We start from the raw sequence: 15,131 nt of genomic DNA, 5'->3' as shown, positions 1-15,131 counted from the left end.
GGGTCAGCCCACTACTTGCTGACGCAGACCCTCGGTGGCTGCCTCGAGGATGGTCTTGGTTCCCTTCTTCACCAGGAAGCCTGGTAGCGGAATCTTCGGGTCGACCGTCAACTCGAACTCGACGTGGGTGCCGTTGTCCTTGGGCGTCAACGTGTACCGGCCGTCCTGGGCCTTCTGCTGAGTGCTTTCCACCAAGGTCCACGACACTTCGTTCTCGCTCCAGGTGTACGCGACCAACTGCTCGTCGTTGACACCGATGATCGAGACGTTCATCTTGACGTGGTTCGGCTTGCCGTCCTCGAAGCGATCGACCACCTCGCACTTCTTGTGGACCGGGGACCACGAGGGGATGCTTTCGACGTCCGCGAGGACGTCGAGAATTGTCGCTGCGTCGGCGTCGATGTCGACGGACTTGTTCACTGTGACTGCCATGGGGAGAAGGTATCTCAGCTTTCTGTACGGGGGCTGACGTTCCGGGCGAACTCGCCGATGGCGCGAAGCGCACGTCGGGCTTCGGGGACGAAATCGGCCGCCTGGAACACGTGGACCTGATCCTCGTACACCTGAAGTTCGCAGTCGACTCCGGCGACCGCGAGACGCTGAGCCATGAGTTCGGCGTCGGCATAGACCATTTCGGTCGAACCGACCTGAATCAACACCGGCGGCAGGCCGGTGAGGTCGCCGTCGACGGGTGAGACCCGCGGGCCCCGGTGCCCCTCGACGACGATGCGCGCGTCGACGCGATCGGCCAGTGCGGTCAGTGCGGGAACCGCGTTGGACGGAAACACCGAACACTTCGACGCGTTCTCGTGGTCGAGTTTGCCGGTGGGGTCCATGTCGGTCAGCGGGGACATGGTGAAGATTCCGGCGGGTGCGGGCAGGCCGACGGTACGCAGCGCCAGGGTGACCATGAACGCGAGGTACCCGCCGGCCGAATCGCCGCCCAGGATGATCTGCTCCGGGCGGTAACCGGAATCGAGAAGGAAGCGGTACGCGTCCACGCCGTCCTCGACCGCATGGGTGATCGGATTGCGCGGCATCATCCGGTAGTTCACCGACAACACCGATCCGTCGACCTGCTTGGAGACCCGTGAGGTCATCCGGCGATGGGTACGCAGTCCGCAGCAGACGAACGCGCCGCCGTGCAGGTACAGGACCACGCGATCGCTTCCGGTTCCCTCGGCGCGGATCCACTCGGCTTCGCACTCGGCCAGCATGACGCGGCTGCGCGTGGTGCCGCTGATCTGCGGGACGAGCAGACCGGCGTAGTCGACCAGCCCCATCGGCCACGGAAGAGAGGGGGCCTGCGCCCACACGGTCAGAAACGGGCGGACGGTGAACTGCAGGTACTTGGACAGGATCTGCGACTGCAGGCTCGCGCCGCGGATGTCGCGTCGGCGTGCGGTGGCCGCCGGGTCGGTCGATTTCACTACGGTGAGCGCCGGATTCATAGCCGTCGCCTCCATCCCCGTTGTCGTTGCGCGGAGCGTGTGCGCCGTGCGTTGGAACCCCGCTCTATTTGGAACCCCTGGTAACGGACAATAGCGGGTAGCTTTTCGTGACCGGACGTAAGGTCGTGTTCTGAGTCACATTCGGTGCCGTACCGTGACCGAAAACAAATGGAAAAGGGACAGCTCATGGCACTCATGCCCATCACGGAATCGATGTTTCTGATCGCCGAGTCACGGGAGCACCCGATGCACGTGGGCGGGCTGGAGTTGTTCGTCCCGCCCGGCGATCCGCACGAGTTCGCCGAGGAAGTGCACCGCAAGTTCACCTCCGGCGAGGTGCACGAGCTCTTCCGCAAGCGCCCAGCGCGGCCCGTGCAGATCATGGGCAATCTGGCATGGGCATTCGATCAGGACGTCGACTTCGAGTACCACGTTCGCCGTACGGTGCTGCCGGCACCCGGACGCATTCGGGAACTGTTCCAGTTCCTCTCGCTCAACCACAGCGCACCGCTGGATCGCTATCGGCCGATGTGGGAACTACACATCATCGAGGGGTTGGCCGACGGTCGAATTGCGCTGTACACCAAGGTGCATCACTCACTGGTCGACGGAGTGAGCGCGTTGAAGCTGATGCAGCGGACTCTCAGCACGGACCCGGACGATCGAAGCGGAGTTGCCACCTGGGACCCGTCGCTGTTCGGTCGGCGCAAGAAGCAGGTCGCCGAGGAGCAGTCCGGGCGATTGGCGCAGCTGAGCAGTGGACTCTCGGTGGGCCGCAAGATCGTCGGGGACTTGGTCGATTTTGCACCCGCAACAGCTCGAATCGGGTTGCGCGCGTTGAAGAAGGAAGGGGCACAGTTGCCGTTGCAAGCGCCACGGACGATGTTCAACGTGCCCATCGGCGGTGCGCGCCGGTTCGCCGCCGAGAGCTGGTCGATCGAGCGCATCCGCACGGTCGGAACGGCGCTCGACGCCACGCTCAACGACATGGTGCTCGCGATGTGTGCCGGAGCTCTGCGCGCGTACCTCATCGATCAGAACGCGTTGCCCGAGGAACCGCTGATCGCGATGGTGCCGGTCTCGCTCCGCAAGGAGGGTGACGACAGGGAGGCCGGTAACTCGGTGACGGTGATCCTGTGCAATCTGGCAACCGACGAATCGGATCCGATCCTGCGGCTGGAGCGAATCAAGGATTCGACCGTCAAGGGCAAGCAGATGATGGGCGAACTCAACACGCTCGAAGCACTCGCCGTAGGAGCAGTCACCATGGCTCCGTTGCTGTTCGGTCCGGTGCCGGGATTCGTCGACTACACCCCGCCGCCGTTCAACGTCATCATCTCCAACGTGCCCGGATCCAAGGAGGATCTGTACTGGAACGGTGCGAAACTCGACGGCATCTACCCGGCGTCGATCGTGGCCGACGGGCAGGCACTCAACATCACCGTCGCCAGTAACGGCGATTCGTTGAACTTCGGACTCATCGGGTGCCGACGCAGTGTGCCGCACCTGCAGCGCATGCTGACGCATTTGGAGAACACGCTGGAGGAGCTCGAAAAGACCTTGTGAGAGCGGCTTCGCCGCATGTGAGTGGAACTTCGTAGTGGGGGTCGAAGTTTCGCTCACATGCGCGGAGCGCTCTACTCGTACTTGGGGAACACCGGCGTCGGGGTCGGCAGTGCCGTGCCGGGTACCGAACGTGTTGCCACATCGGCAAATTCGCGGTTCGACGCACCGAGCAGGTCGAGGATGCGCGACGCGGAATCTGGCATGACGGGCTGCGCCAGGATGCTCACGATGCGTAGCACCTCGATCGTCACGTACAGCACGGTGGCCATGCGATCGGGATCGGTCTTGCGTAGCACCCACGGCTGCTGCAGCGAGAAGTAGCGGTTGGTCTCACCGAGTACCGACCAGATCGCTTCGAGCGCGGAATGGATTGCCTGCATATCGAATTCGCGTCGGCAGATCTCCAGCAGCGCGTCCGCGCGAGCCAGCATCGCCTCGTCCTCGGCGGTGAAGTCGCCCGGCGTCGGGAGCTTTCCTTCCAGGTTCTTCGCGACCATCGTCAGCGAACGCTGCGCGAGGTTGCCGAGTTCGTTGGACAGATCGGCGTTGACGCGAGCGACGATGGCCTCGTGGCTGTAGCTGCCGTCCTGACCGAACGAGACCTCGCGCAGGAAGAAGAAGCGCACCGGATCGAGGCCGTAGTTCTCCACCAACGACTGCGGGTCCAGCACGTTGCCGAGAGACTTGGACATCTTCTCGCCCTTGACGTTCAGGAACCCGTGCACGAACACCCGCTTGGGTAGCTCGATACCCGCAGACATCAGGAACGCAGGCCAGTAGACGGTGTGGAAGCGCGTGATGTCCTTGCCGATGATGTGCAGATCGGCCGGCCAGAACTTTCGGTACGCCTCGGATTCGGTCTCGGGGAACCCGGCACCGGTGAGGTAGTTGGTCAGTGCGTCGACCCAGACGTACATCACGTGCGCGGGATCGCCGGGAACCGGTACGCCCCAGTCGAACGTGGTTCGCGAGATCGAGAGGTCGCGCAGTCCGCCCTTGACGAAATTCACGATCTCGTTTCGGCGCGTGTTCGGCGCAATGAAGTCCGGCGACGCGTCGTACAGCGCGAGGAGCTTGTCCTGGTACTGCGAGAGCCGGAAGAAGTACGACGGTTCCTCGGTCCACTCGACGGGCGTGTTGGTCTCCGTCGCGACGCGGGAGCCGTCCTCGCCGAGGGTGGTTTCGGCCTCGGTGTAGAACGCCTCGTCGCGTACCGAGTACCAGCCGGAAAACGCGTCGAGATAGATGTCGCCGTTCGCCTCCATCCGTTTCCAGAGTTCCTGGCTGGCGGCGAGGTGATCGGCATCGGTGGTACGGATGAAGCGTTCGTACGAGATCTTCAGCAGATCCTGCGCAGTCTGGAAAGCGTCGGAGTTGCGTGCCGCTAAGTCGCGGACGTCGATGCCCTCGGTCTGGGCGGTCTGCTGCATTTTCAGGCCGTGCTCGTCGGTTCCCGTCAGGAATCGCACGTCGTAGCCATCGAGGCGCTTGAAGCGCGCGATGGCGTCGGTGGCGATGTACTCGTAGGCGTGCCCGATGTGGGGAGCGCCGTTGGGGTACGCGATCGCCGTGGTGACGTAGAAGGGTGGCCGTGAGGCATCAGCTGGCGCAGTCATGGTGCGCCTACTCTAACGATCGTGAGTAGAGACCGTCCCGCACCACCGTTGCCCGAGCCCGTCGGCACCCTCGTCGACGCGCACACCCACCTCGATGCGTGCGGCGCGACCGACGCGGCGAGTGTGGCCGCGATCGTGGACAAGGCCGAGTCCGTCGGCGTCACCCGCGTGGTCACCATCGCCGACGATCTCGATGCCGCGCGCTTCGCCGTCGACGCTGCGTCCTGGGATCCGCGGGTATGGGCCGCGGTGGCCATTCACCCCACCCGCGCGAATGTGCTCGACGACGACGCCAAGGCCGAGATCGAGCGATTGGCAACCGATCCGCGCGTGGTTGCCGTCGGTGAGACAGGACTGGACTACTACTGGCCCGGCAAGCTCGACGGTTGCGCGACGGTCGCCGAGCAGCACGAGGGATTTCGCTGGCACATCGATCTCGCGAAGCGCCTGGGCAAACCCCTGATGATTCACAACCGTGAGGCAGACGAGGACCTGCTGGCTGTTCTGAGATCGGAGGGCGCTCCCGAGACGGTGATCTTCCACTGCTTCTCGGGCGGTCCCGAGACCGCGAAGGCCTGCGTCGACGCCGGCTACGTCCTCAGCTTCTCCGGGACGGTCAGCTTCAAGAACGCGCATGCCCTGCGTGAAGCCGCGGTGCTGGTGCCCGACGAGCTGGTGCTGGTGGAGACCGATGCACCGTTCCTCACCCCACATCCGTTCCGTGGCGCACCGAACGAGCCGTACTGCCTGCCGTACACCGCCAGGGCTTTGGCCGAAGTTCGCGGTCAGGATCCCGCAGAGCTGGCGGCGCACGCGACTGCCAATGCCCAGCGGGTGTACGGCCTGTAGCAGCTGAAGTTGCGGCGCGGGTACTAATTCGTTACCGTACCGTGACCGAACTCGGCGTTTCGTGTACCGAGTCACGCTCGCAACCGCCAGGAATACGAAACTTGTCGACTATCAGACGTCTCAACTCCGCCCGTTCGACCACGCTCTACCTGGTCATCGCGGCCCTGTTGATGACGCTCGTCGCCGGTGGCGTGATGGCCGTGAGCCGTCACAAGACCGTGACCATCGACGTCGACGGCGACATGATTTCGCTGAGCACGATGAAGACCGACGTCAACAGCGCCTTGGTCGACGCCGGCTACGCGCCGTCGGACAAGGATCTGGTTGTTCCCGCCCCGGACTCCGGGCTCAACGACGGCGACACCGTGGTGCTGCGCCGCGCCCGTGAGATCACGCTGAACGTGGACGGCAAGCCCGAGGACATCTGGACCACCGCCCTGACCGTCGACGAGGCGCTGCAGCAGACCGGTTTGGCCGAGGACGTGCACGTGTCCGCATCCAGATCCGAACGACTGCCCCTTGACGGAACCGAACTCGATGTGGCTCTCCCCAAGCAGGTCTCGCTGGTCGACGGCGGATCCCCGGTCACCCCGGTCACTCTGGCCGCACCGACCGTGCGTGAATTCCTCGAAGCAGCGGGCAAGCCGCTGGAAGAGGCCGATACGGTCACCCCGGATCCGGACGCCACCGTCACCGACGGCGCAGAGATCGTCGTGACGCGCGATCGGACCGTCACCAAGTCCGAGACCACCGATGTCGACGCTCCCGAGCAGCGCATCGAGGATCCGACGATGAACATGAGCAAGACCGTCGTCGAGAATCCCGGCGCTCCCGGTGTCTCGGACATCACCTGGAAGATCAACATGGTCAACGGTGTCGAGGTCGGCCGCGAGAAGGTCGACGAAGTGGTCAAGGTGCCAGCGCAGCCGAAGACGGTTCGCGTCGGAGCCAAGCCCGGTACCGAGGTGCCGCCGGTGGAGAACGGGGCGATCTGGGACGCGCTTGCCCAGTGCGAGGCAACCGGGAACTGGGCGATCAACACCGGCAACGGTTTCTACGGCGGCGTGCAGTTCGACCAGAACACCTGGGAACGCCAGGGCGGCCTCAAGTACGCTCCGCGCGCCGATCTCGCCACCCGCGAAGAGCAGATCGCCATCGCATCGGTGACACAGAAGTCCCAGGGTTGGGGCGCATGGCCGGCATGCACCTCGCGCTTGGGTTATCGCTGACTATCCCGGGTCATTCCGCAGGCTCCACTCCTGCCTTCCTGGGTCGTTCCGCAGGCTCCACTCCTGCCCACGTAGAGTTTCCGCCGTGTCCGAACATGTGAGGGGATCCGCGGCCCTGCTGGGTCCCGCCGAGGTCCGCTCGTTGGCCGCCGAGCTCGATGTACGGCCCACCAAGCAGCTCGGCCAGAACTTCGTGCACGACGCCAACACCGTCCGACGCATCGTCGCCTCCGCCGGAGTCGGCCCGCAAGACACGGTGCTCGAGGTCGGCCCCGGTCTCGGATCGCTGACACTCGCGCTGCTCGATGTCGCCGAGGCCGTCATCGCCGTCGAGATCGACCCCAAGCTCGCGACCCGTCTGCCGATCACGGTGGCCGACCGGGCCCCGAGTCTGGCCGACCGCCTGACAGTTATCGAGGCCGACGCCCTTCGTATCCGTGCCGCGGACATCGCCGGGGAGCCGACCGCCTTGGTGGCCAATCTTCCCTACAACGTCGCCGTTCCCGTGCTGATCCATCTGTTCTCGGAACTGCCGAGTCTTCGGGTGGCTGTGGTGATGGTCCAGGCCGAGGTGGCCGATCGACTGGCCGCGGTGCCGGGAAGCAAGATCTACGGCATCCCCAGCGTCAAGGCCAGATTCTTCGGTGACGTCAAAAGAGCAGGCTCAGTGGGTCGTTCGGTGTTCTGGCCGGTCCCCAAAGTCGAGTCGGGTCTGGTTCGCATCGATCGGTACGCCGAGCCACCGTGGCCGACGGACACCGCGCATCGCAAGGCTGTCTTCGCCGTGATCGATGGCGCATTCGCGCAGCGGCGCAAGACTTTACGAGCAGCCCTGGCGGGGTGGGCCGGTTCCCCGGTTGCCGCCGAACGGCGACTTCGCGAGGCCGGAATCGACCCGACGGCACGCGGCGAGACCATCGACGCCGCAGCCTTCGTCCGTTTGGCCGCTACCGAAGCCTGACCGTCAGAACGGGTTCAGGGTCACTTCGAGTGCGCCGGACGACGTGACCCGCTGCGGATTGAGCTGCTGAATCAATGCTCCAGAGGTGACCGTGATCGTGTACTCGACCCACCCGAGGCCGGTGTCGATGTACGCCTCACCCCACGGGTACCTCGCCGTTCTGTCCTCGTGTGCGACGCCCGAGGCGCCGGTCGTCGTGTTGCGCCACTGCACTTCGGTGTGCGAAGCGAACGACAGAAAACGCCAGTTCTGGCTGTAGATCGGGTCGGTGGTCGGCGGCTGCGCGGTGATCGCCAGGAATGCGTGATACGGCCCGCCGAAGTCCGATCGAAGGCCGCTGTAACCGTTCACCTCGAGCGTGTAGGGCGCTTCCCAGGGGTACGCGCTCGGGATCGATACGGTCGCGAGATGGGAATGCGGTGCAGCCGCCGCTGTGCCACTCGAGACGAACAGTGCTCCCACCGTCATCGCCAGCGCCACCAGTGCCGTCGTCCATCGTCTTCGCATGTCGAACCCCTGTTCGTCGACGCCTCGTCAGATGCTGAGCAATGCTATTGGCATTCCGCTCCGTTGCGCGTCACGATTCCGTATCGAACCGAGTGGTTCGTTCAGAGGTGGATGTCCGACAGTCGCGTCAGCTCGGTCCACCTCGACGCCGCACCGCGGGCCGCGGCCACCGGTGCGTAACGATCGGCTTCGATCAGAAGGTCCAGCTCGAGGCCGGTCGCCGACGCGATGTCGGCCACCGGAACCTGGTACGTCCGGTAGGGGCCGAGGGGTGGGGGATCGGTCTCGAGTCGCAGCGGTTTGTCGAGGATCGGGTCGAGAGACGGCGACTGGTCCAGCACGTAGCCGGTGCACGCAGGTCTCGAATCCTGTGACCACACAGCGATTTTGAAGAACCGTCGCGGAATGGCGATGCCTCGGTAGATGGGATCGTCGTCGGCGAATACGCAGCCGCTGAACACCGAAAGACGTCGGCCGTATTGCTCTGCGTAGCCCAGAACGTAATCTTCGAGCCCGAGCCACAGTGTCTTCGATTGGTTCAGCGTGGCCGTCTGCGGAGCGCACACCGTGTAGTGGAAGGTGTCCTGGTTGGCGCGGGTGGCCACCGACAGCTCACCCCACACCGGGTCTCGCCGGCGAACCAGGTGTCCGCGATCGAGGTCGTTGTTCGAGTACAGCTCGTTACCGGCCTGCTGCGACGCCGGCAGGCGGTCGTCCAATCGCCAGTCGTCGCCCCGCTCGACATCCTTCAGGCTGGCGCCGTCGATGTTGACGCCGGTGACCGCGGCGAGGCGTCGGTCGGGGTCGATGGACACCGAGAAGTGCGTGTACGGCAGTACCACCACACCTGCGCGATCGGGCAACGGAACGTCGATGTCGGCCAGGAACTTCGGGTCGAAACCGAATGGTGTGGTCATCGGTCCATTGACTCACGTGTCGGTTACCGGAGAGTGAACCGCCGCCAGGTACCGGTCGGTCAGTCTCGCGTGTCGCTCAGCCACGACTCGGCATTCCTCACGTAGTTCCGGTGGATCGAGCACGGTGAAATCGGTGTCGAACGCCGCCAGCCACCGCGCGATCGACGGCAGCGAATCGCCGGACAGCACCACCGCGCAGGTGCGCTCGTCGATGGATTCGATTGCGCCCCATTGTTCGTCGATCATCGGAGCGATGGTCTCGATCGGCGCATGCAGTGCGATCCTCGCCTGCACCTGAGTGAACGCGCGATCGATTCCCTTCGAGACGAACGCGGCCGCCCCGCCTGCAGGCAACTCTCGCGGGGTGAACCGAGGACCCGTCGGAATCTTCGGAATCAGGCGATCCACTCGATACGATCGCCAATCCTCCCGCAGCACATCCCATCCCAGCAGATACCAGCGTGCCCCCGCCCGCACCAGGCTGTACGGCTCCACCTCACGTCTGGACTCGGAACCGTCGTGCTTGCGGTAATCGAATCGCAGCCGCTCGTGCCCGTGACACACCGCCGCCACCGTCGACAGCACCGAGGCGTCCACCGCCGAACGCGGCGTCTGTTCCACCACATCGATTCGCAGCGCATCGAGCCGATGCCGGATGCGCGACGGCATCACCTGCCGCAGCTTCGTCAGTGCTCGCAGCGACGCCTCGCCGATGCCTGCCACCGAGCCACCGGCGGCGGACTGCAACCCGAACGCCACCGCCAGTGCCTCGTCGTCGTCGAGCAGCAGCGGCGGCATCTCGGCACCGGGGCCGAGCTGATAGCCGCCGCCCACCCCCGGCGTCGCATTGACCGGGTAACCGATATCGCGCAGCTTGTCCACGTCGCGTCGCAGCGTCCGCGGGGTGACATCGAGCCGCTCCGCCAGCTCCGCGCCCGCCCAATCGCGACGGGTCTGGAGCAGGGACAGCAACCGCAGCAGCCGTGCCGAGGTTTCTTTCATGCTCACACGATGCCACGCAATGCGGACATGTTCGGTCCGCATGCAAAACCCTGGTGGTGAACTCGGCCGCTGTTTCTCCACTACTGTGGTTACTCGTGCTGTCTGTCGTTCCCACACCCGTTGTCGTTCGGGCCCCGTCGAAGGTGAACTTGCATCTCGCGGTCGGTGACCTGCGTCCCGATGGCTTTCACGAGTTGACGACGGTGTTCCAGGCGCTCTCGCTGTCCGACGAGCTGTCGGTGATTCCGGCCACGTCGCTCTCGGTTCGGGTGCGCGGCGACGACGCGAAGGTGGTTCCCACCGATTCGCGGAATCTGGTGTGGAAGGCCGCGGTGTTGCTGGGGCGTCGAGTGGGCCGTGAGCCGTCGGTGGAGATCACCATCGACAAGGGAATTCCCGTGGCCGGAGGCATGGCAGGCGGAAGTGCCGATGCCGCCGCGACGCTGGTGGCGCTCAATGCGATGTGGCATCTGGATCTCTCTCGCGACGATCTGGACGAGATTGCGGCCGAACTCGGTAGCGACGTGCCGTTCTCGTTGCACGGCGGAACCGCGGTGGGAACAGGACGCGGTGAGAAGTTGCTTCCGGTGCTCTCGCGCAACAGCTTTCACTGGGTACTGGCGTTGGCCAAGGGCGGTCTGCAGACGCCCGCGGTGTACAACGAGCTCGACGAGTTGCGTGCCAAGGGCAGTCCGCCCCGCCTCGGCGGCACCGAGGATCTGATGCATGCGCTCACGTCCGGCGATGCGCGGGCACTCGCACCGTTGCTCGGCAACGATCTGCAGGCTGCTGCGGTGTCGCTGATGCCACAGCTGCGTCGCACCCTTCGAGCGGGGGTCACGGCCGGGGCGTTGGCGGGCATCGTCTCGGGCTCGGGCCCCACATGTGCGTTTCTGTGCGCCGACGCCGACGCGGCGGTGTCGGTGAGCGCTGAACTGTCCGGTGCCGGCGTGTGCCGCACCGTCCGTGTTGCGAGTGGGCCGGTTCCCGGCGCTCGTGTTGTCACTAATGAATCGATTGGTTTTTCCTGATGGTCAATCTCGTCAATCTCGAAAACGTCAGCAAGTCCTTCGGCGTCAAGCCGCTGCTCGACGGCGTCTCCCTCGGTGTACAGGAGGGCGAGCGCATCGGCATGGTGGGCCTCAACGGCGGTGGCAAGACCACCACGCTCGAGGTTCTGGCCGGTCTCGAACCGCCCGATTCGGGACGCGTCAGCCGAGTCAACGGCCTGCGGATGGCCGTCGTCACCCAGCGCGGTGTGCTCCCGCCCGGGTCGACGGTCGGCCAGGTGGTGCTCGACCCACTCGGAATGGCCGAGCACGAATGGGCCGGTGATTCTCGGGTGCGCAACATCCTGACGGGCATCGGCATCGCCGATCTCGGACCGGTCGGCAGCTCCGGGCTCGACGCGTCGATCGACAACCTGTCGGGCGGCGAGCGGCGTCGCGTCGCGCTGGCTGCGGCGCTCGTGCAGGACCTGGACCTGCTCGTGCTCGACGAGCCCACCAACCACCTGGACGTCGAAGGAGTGCAATGGCTCGCTGCGCACCTGGTGTCGCGTCGCAGCGCACTCGTCGTCGTCACTCACGATCGGTGGTTCCTCGATACCGTCGCCAATCAGACGTGGGAGGTCGTCGGGGGTGGTATCGAAACCTACGAGGGTGGCTACAACGATTGGGTCTTCGCGCGGGCCGAACGGTCCCGTCAGGCCGACGCATCCGAGGAGCGGCGTCGCAACCTCGCCCGCAAGGAACTTGCATGGCTGCGCCGCGGTGCTCCTGCGCGAACGTCCAAGCCCAAGTACCGCATCGAGGCCGCCGAGGCATTGATCGCCGATGTACCGCCGCCTCGTGACTCCGTAGCACTGTCTTCCTTCGCTCAGCGTCGGCTGGGCAAAGTCGTCATCGAACTCGAGGACGCGCGCCTGGAAACTCCCGACGGCCGTGAGCTGGTCAAGGACTTCACGTGGCGTCTGGCGCCCGGCGAACGCGTCGGGCTGGTCGGCGTCAACGGTTCGGGTAAGACGACGATGCTCCGCACACTCGCCGGTGAACTGCAGCCTGCTGCGGGCAAGCGCATTCAGGGCCAGACCGTCAAGATCGGTTGGCTGAAGCAGGAATTGGACGACCTGCCCAAGAAGCTGCGTGTCCTCGACGCGGTCAAGGAAGTGGCCGAGCGAATCACGTTGGGCGACAAGGAGATTTCTGCCGGTCAGCTCGCGGAGAGGCTGGGCTTCACCCCCGCTCGCCAGCGCACGCCGGTCGGAGATCTGTCCGGTGGCGAACGTCGCCGCCTGCAGTTGACGCGAGTGCTGATGGCCGAGCCCAACGTGCTGTTGCTCGACGAGCCCACCAACGACCTGGACATCGACACCCTGCAGCAACTGGAGGACATCCTGGACGGCTGGGCGGGCACGCTCGTCGTCATCAGTCACGACCGGTACCTGATCGAGCGCATCTGTGACTCGACGTGGGCACTGTTCGGCGACGGCAAGCTCACCAACCTTCCCGGCGGCATCGAGGAGTACCTGCGTAGGCGGGCCGTCCTCGCCGCCGACGCGACGCCGGACTCGTTGACCACCGGCGGGGCGCCGCGCAAGGCCACCCGTGATGCGGCCTCGGAGCGCGCGGCACGCAAGGAACTCAGCAAGCTCGAGAAGCTCGTCCTTCGGCTCTCCAAGCGTGAGGTGGAGCTGCACGCCGAGCTCGTCGACGCGTCCACCGAGCAGAGCGAGCTCGTCGCTCTCGACACCGAGCTCAAGCAGGTCCTGGCGGACAAGGACGTTGCCGAGGAACGGTGGATGGAACTGGCCGCCGAGTTGGAGTAGAGCCTGCGGCATGTGGCAGGAGTGGAGCCTGCGGAACGACCCGGGGTAATAGTTGGCTCGTAGCCTGCTACGAAGTTTCGCTCACGTGCCCGATGCGCATACTGGAGACATGGCATCGGTGGTCGCGGAAGTACTCGGTTCGGATTTCTCCCGTCTGCATCCCAAGGTTCAGTGGCGCTTCGGATTGAAGTCCTCGGACCATCTCGCCCAATTCGGGGTGGGCGTCATGGAGGAGATGACGCACTCTCGGCTGGTGCCGCCGCCGTTGCTGTGGGCCGGCCGCAAGCGTGGACTGTTCCCCGCCGGTGTGGGCAAGGATGTGCCGTTCACCATCGCCAACTACGCGTATGTCGACGAATTGGGCCGCGAGACACTGTCTTTCGTGCGCCGTTTCGCCTTCGTCGGCCATCCGCAGGGGATGAACTCGGTGATGGTCTCCTCGGCGGAATCCGACGCCTATGCCCTGGACTATCTGGGATTCTCCTCGGACATGGTGGTGCACACCAGGTGTGAGGTCGACGACGAGGGCGGTCTGATACTCGAGAGCGAAGTGCCGAGATTCCTGCTCGGCCCGCTGGCACCGAAGTTGCCGAAGGTGGCGTCGGCGCTGACGATCGGTCGGGAGTGGTGGGACGCAGCCGAGGAGCGGCATCGCATCGAGATCAAGGTTCAGAGTCCGGTGCTCGGCCAGTTGTTTCTGTATCGCGGATGGTTCACCGCAGAGGAGAGGCCGTGTCGACCTGCCGACATCCCCGGTGACGCGCGCCCGCGATCGGTGGAGTCTCGCGAGTAGCGCGCGCTACTGTTACGCGTCGAGCGATGCGCGTGTGAAGGAGTCAACTGTGGCCGTTGTCGAAGCCGAGGTGTCCGGCGGGGTCGGACATATCGTTCTGAATCGGCCGGAGGCTCTGAACTCGTTGAACGGTGCCATGATCGAGGGCATCCGAGACGCTCTCGATGCGTGGCGAGACGACGATGCTGTCGCGTCGGTTCTGGTGACGAGTGGTTCGCCGCGGGCGTTCTGCGCGGGCGGAGACATCAAGGCGATTCGGCAGGCAGTCGTCGACGGCGACCACGACGCCGGTCCCCAGTACTTCGCGGCGGAATACGATCTCGACGAACTGATCGCGAACTACCCCAAGCCGTACATCGCCGTCATCGAGGCAGCGGCCTTCGGTGGAGGTCTGGGTATCTCGATTCACGGCAGCATCCGCATCGTCACCGAGAACGCGGTACTGGCCATGCCGGAGACGGCGATCGGCTTCGTGCCGGATGTGGGGTCGAGCTATTTTCTGTCGCGGCTGCCCGGTCGTGTCGGGCGTTACCTGGCGCTCACGGGTACGCGCATCACCGGATCGGACGCACTCGCACTCGGATTGGCCACTCACTTCTGCCCGAGCGAGGTGGTGGACGAGCTGAAGGCCGACATCCTCGCAGGCACCGATATTCACGAAGCGCTTGAGCGTCACACCACAGCACCGTCGTCGACGGAGCTGTCGTTCGACGCGGAGGCGGTGGCGGCAGTGTTCGAGAAAGAGTCTCTCGTCGACATCATCGATGCACTCGAGTGCGATACACCGTGGTCGCGTACAACGAAGACTCAGCTGGCGACGTTGTCTCCGACGTCCCTGATGGCCACCGACGCGTTGATTGCGCGCGGAGCAGACAGCACGTTGCGGGAATGCCTGGACCGCGAGTTGCGAATGGCCACATGGATCATCACCGAGCCGGATTTCGCGGAGGGTGTACGCGCGGTGTTGGTCGACAAGGACCGTGCACCGCAGTGGAAGCCTCTGGTACTCGAAATGGTGCGACCAGAGGTCTTCCAGCAGCTGTTGTGACCGTCTGGGTCAGCGGTAACCCTTGGCCGGGTTCTGCAGGTCCAGCACGATGGTCTGGCCGTTGGAACGCACGTGGATCTCGGGGTTCTGCAGGCCACCCGAGACGAGGTATTCGCCGAGAAGCTGCAGCAGCTCGTCGGGGCCGACGGAGGTATCGGGGGTGCGGATGTCACCGGTGCGGCTGCCGAGCTCGTTCTGGGTCAGCCGGCCTGCGATGCGTACCGAGGCGACGCCCATGGCGGTACGGCGGTCGGGAGCCTGGCCACGCCCGAGCGTCGGCGTGGAGCCGGTCGATCCGTGAGACGTGGAGCGGCCGTTGGTGGGCAGGCCGTGTTCTGAGATCTGATCGCTTGTAGTCACTTCAA

The 15,131-nt window shown here is 64.9% G+C and carries 15 protein-coding genes; 8 read left to right on the top strand and 7 right to left on the bottom strand.

What is annotated here, in order from left to right; translation table 11 throughout:
* Nucleotides 1–3: 3 nt before the first annotated feature.
* Complete coding sequence (locus tag BH93_RS20540) at nucleotides 4–432, bottom strand: SRPBCC family protein (protein WP_037175394.1); 429 nt, start codon at nucleotides 430–432, stop codon at nucleotides 4–6.
* 14 nt (nucleotides 433–446) lie between these two features.
* A complete protein-coding gene (locus BH93_RS20535) occupies nucleotides 447–1,466 on the bottom strand; it encodes an alpha/beta hydrolase (protein ID WP_032377280.1) in 1,020 nt (339 codons plus the stop codon).
* A gap of 171 nt (nucleotides 1,467–1,637) precedes the next feature.
* Here BH93_RS20535 and BH93_RS20530 point away from each other — a divergent pair, with 171 nt between their 5' ends.
* Nucleotides 1,638–3,017, top strand: a complete 1,380-nt coding sequence (locus BH93_RS20530; protein ID WP_037176770.1) for a WS/DGAT/MGAT family O-acyltransferase — start codon at nucleotides 1,638–1,640, stop codon at nucleotides 3,015–3,017.
* A gap of 71 nt (nucleotides 3,018–3,088) precedes the next feature.
* On the opposite strand, the gene metG is transcribed toward BH93_RS20530, so the two are convergent.
* Nucleotides 3,089–4,633: a methionine--tRNA ligase gene (metG, locus tag BH93_RS20525; protein ID WP_037175392.1), complete on the bottom strand. Its 1,545-nt coding sequence runs from the start codon at nucleotides 4,631–4,633 to the stop codon at nucleotides 3,089–3,091.
* Between the two features lie 21 nt (nucleotides 4,634–4,654).
* Here metG and BH93_RS20520 point away from each other — a divergent pair, with 21 nt between their 5' ends.
* The 3 genes from BH93_RS20520 to rsmA all read left to right on the top strand — a co-directional run bounded on the left by BH93_RS20520 (nucleotide 4,655) and on the right by rsmA (nucleotide 7,672).
* Nucleotides 4,655–5,482 carry a TatD family hydrolase gene (locus BH93_RS20520; protein WP_037175381.1) on the top strand — a complete coding sequence of 276 codons (828 nt, stop codon included), beginning with the start codon at nucleotides 4,655–4,657 and terminating at the stop codon, nucleotides 5,480–5,482.
* Between the two features lie 101 nt (nucleotides 5,483–5,583).
* Complete coding sequence (locus BH93_RS20515; protein ID WP_032378282.1) at nucleotides 5,584–6,711, top strand: resuscitation-promoting factor; 1,128 nt, start codon at nucleotides 5,584–5,586, stop codon at nucleotides 6,709–6,711.
* An 85-nt stretch (nucleotides 6,712–6,796) separates the two neighbouring features.
* The gene (gene rsmA / locus BH93_RS20510; RefSeq protein ID WP_037175380.1) at nucleotides 6,797–7,672 is read left to right on the top strand and encodes a 16S rRNA (adenine(1518)-N(6)/adenine(1519)-N(6))-dimethyltransferase RsmA; all 876 of its coding nucleotides are present in this window, start codon (nucleotides 6,797–6,799) and stop codon (nucleotides 7,670–7,672) included.
* A 3-nt stretch (nucleotides 7,673–7,675) separates the two neighbouring features.
* Here rsmA and BH93_RS20505 read toward each other — a convergent pair whose 3' ends face one another.
* The 3 genes from BH93_RS20505 to BH93_RS20495 form a co-directional block, all read right to left on the bottom strand.
* Entirely contained in the window at nucleotides 7,676–8,179 is a 504-nt protein-coding gene (locus BH93_RS20505) for a hypothetical protein (protein ID WP_037175379.1), read from the bottom strand.
* 101 nt (nucleotides 8,180–8,280) lie between these two features.
* Nucleotides 8,281–9,096 carry a DNA/RNA non-specific endonuclease gene (locus BH93_RS20500; RefSeq protein WP_037175377.1) on the bottom strand — a complete coding sequence of 272 codons (816 nt, stop codon included), beginning with the start codon at nucleotides 9,094–9,096 and terminating at the stop codon, nucleotides 8,281–8,283.
* A 12-nt stretch (nucleotides 9,097–9,108) separates the two neighbouring features.
* On the bottom strand, nucleotides 9,109–10,098 hold the full coding sequence (locus BH93_RS20495; RefSeq protein WP_037175376.1) for a helix-turn-helix transcriptional regulator: 990 nt from the start codon (nucleotides 10,096–10,098) through the stop codon (nucleotides 9,109–9,111).
* Between the two features lie 95 nt (nucleotides 10,099–10,193).
* Here BH93_RS20495 and BH93_RS20490 point away from each other — a divergent pair, with 95 nt between their 5' ends.
* The 4 genes from BH93_RS20490 (at nucleotide 10,194) to BH93_RS20475 (ending at nucleotide 14,766) form a co-directional block, all read left to right on the top strand.
* A complete protein-coding gene (locus tag BH93_RS20490) occupies nucleotides 10,194–11,129 on the top strand; it encodes a 4-(cytidine 5'-diphospho)-2-C-methyl-D-erythritol kinase (protein ID WP_032378281.1) in 936 nt (311 codons plus the stop codon).
* On the top strand, nucleotides 11,129–12,925 hold the full coding sequence (locus tag BH93_RS20485) for an ABC-F family ATP-binding cassette domain-containing protein (protein ID WP_037175375.1): 1,797 nt from the start codon (nucleotides 11,129–11,131) through the stop codon (nucleotides 12,923–12,925). Before BH93_RS20490 ends, BH93_RS20485 begins: the two co-directional genes overlap by 1 nt.
* A gap of 109 nt (nucleotides 12,926–13,034) precedes the next feature.
* Complete coding sequence (locus tag BH93_RS20480) at nucleotides 13,035–13,718, top strand: DUF4166 domain-containing protein (protein ID WP_032377272.1); 684 nt, start codon at nucleotides 13,035–13,037, stop codon at nucleotides 13,716–13,718.
* 49 nt (nucleotides 13,719–13,767) lie between these two features.
* On the top strand, nucleotides 13,768–14,766 hold the full coding sequence (locus BH93_RS20475; RefSeq protein WP_032377271.1) for an enoyl-CoA hydratase/isomerase family protein: 999 nt from the start codon (nucleotides 13,768–13,770) through the stop codon (nucleotides 14,764–14,766).
* 9 nt (nucleotides 14,767–14,775) lie between these two features.
* Here BH93_RS20475 and BH93_RS28015 read toward each other — a convergent pair whose 3' ends face one another.
* Nucleotides 14,776–15,126, bottom strand: a complete 351-nt coding sequence (locus BH93_RS28015; RefSeq protein WP_230592571.1) for a hypothetical protein — start codon at nucleotides 15,124–15,126, stop codon at nucleotides 14,776–14,778.
* Between the last annotated feature and the right edge of the window lie 5 nt (nucleotides 15,127–15,131).

This window comes from Rhodococcoides fascians A25f, from assembly GCF_000760935.2.
Taxonomy (GTDB): domain Bacteria; phylum Actinomycetota; class Actinomycetes; order Mycobacteriales; family Mycobacteriaceae; genus Rhodococcoides.
Note: the sequence above shows the minus strand (reverse complement) of the source record. Positions and strands in the feature narration are given on the sequence as shown.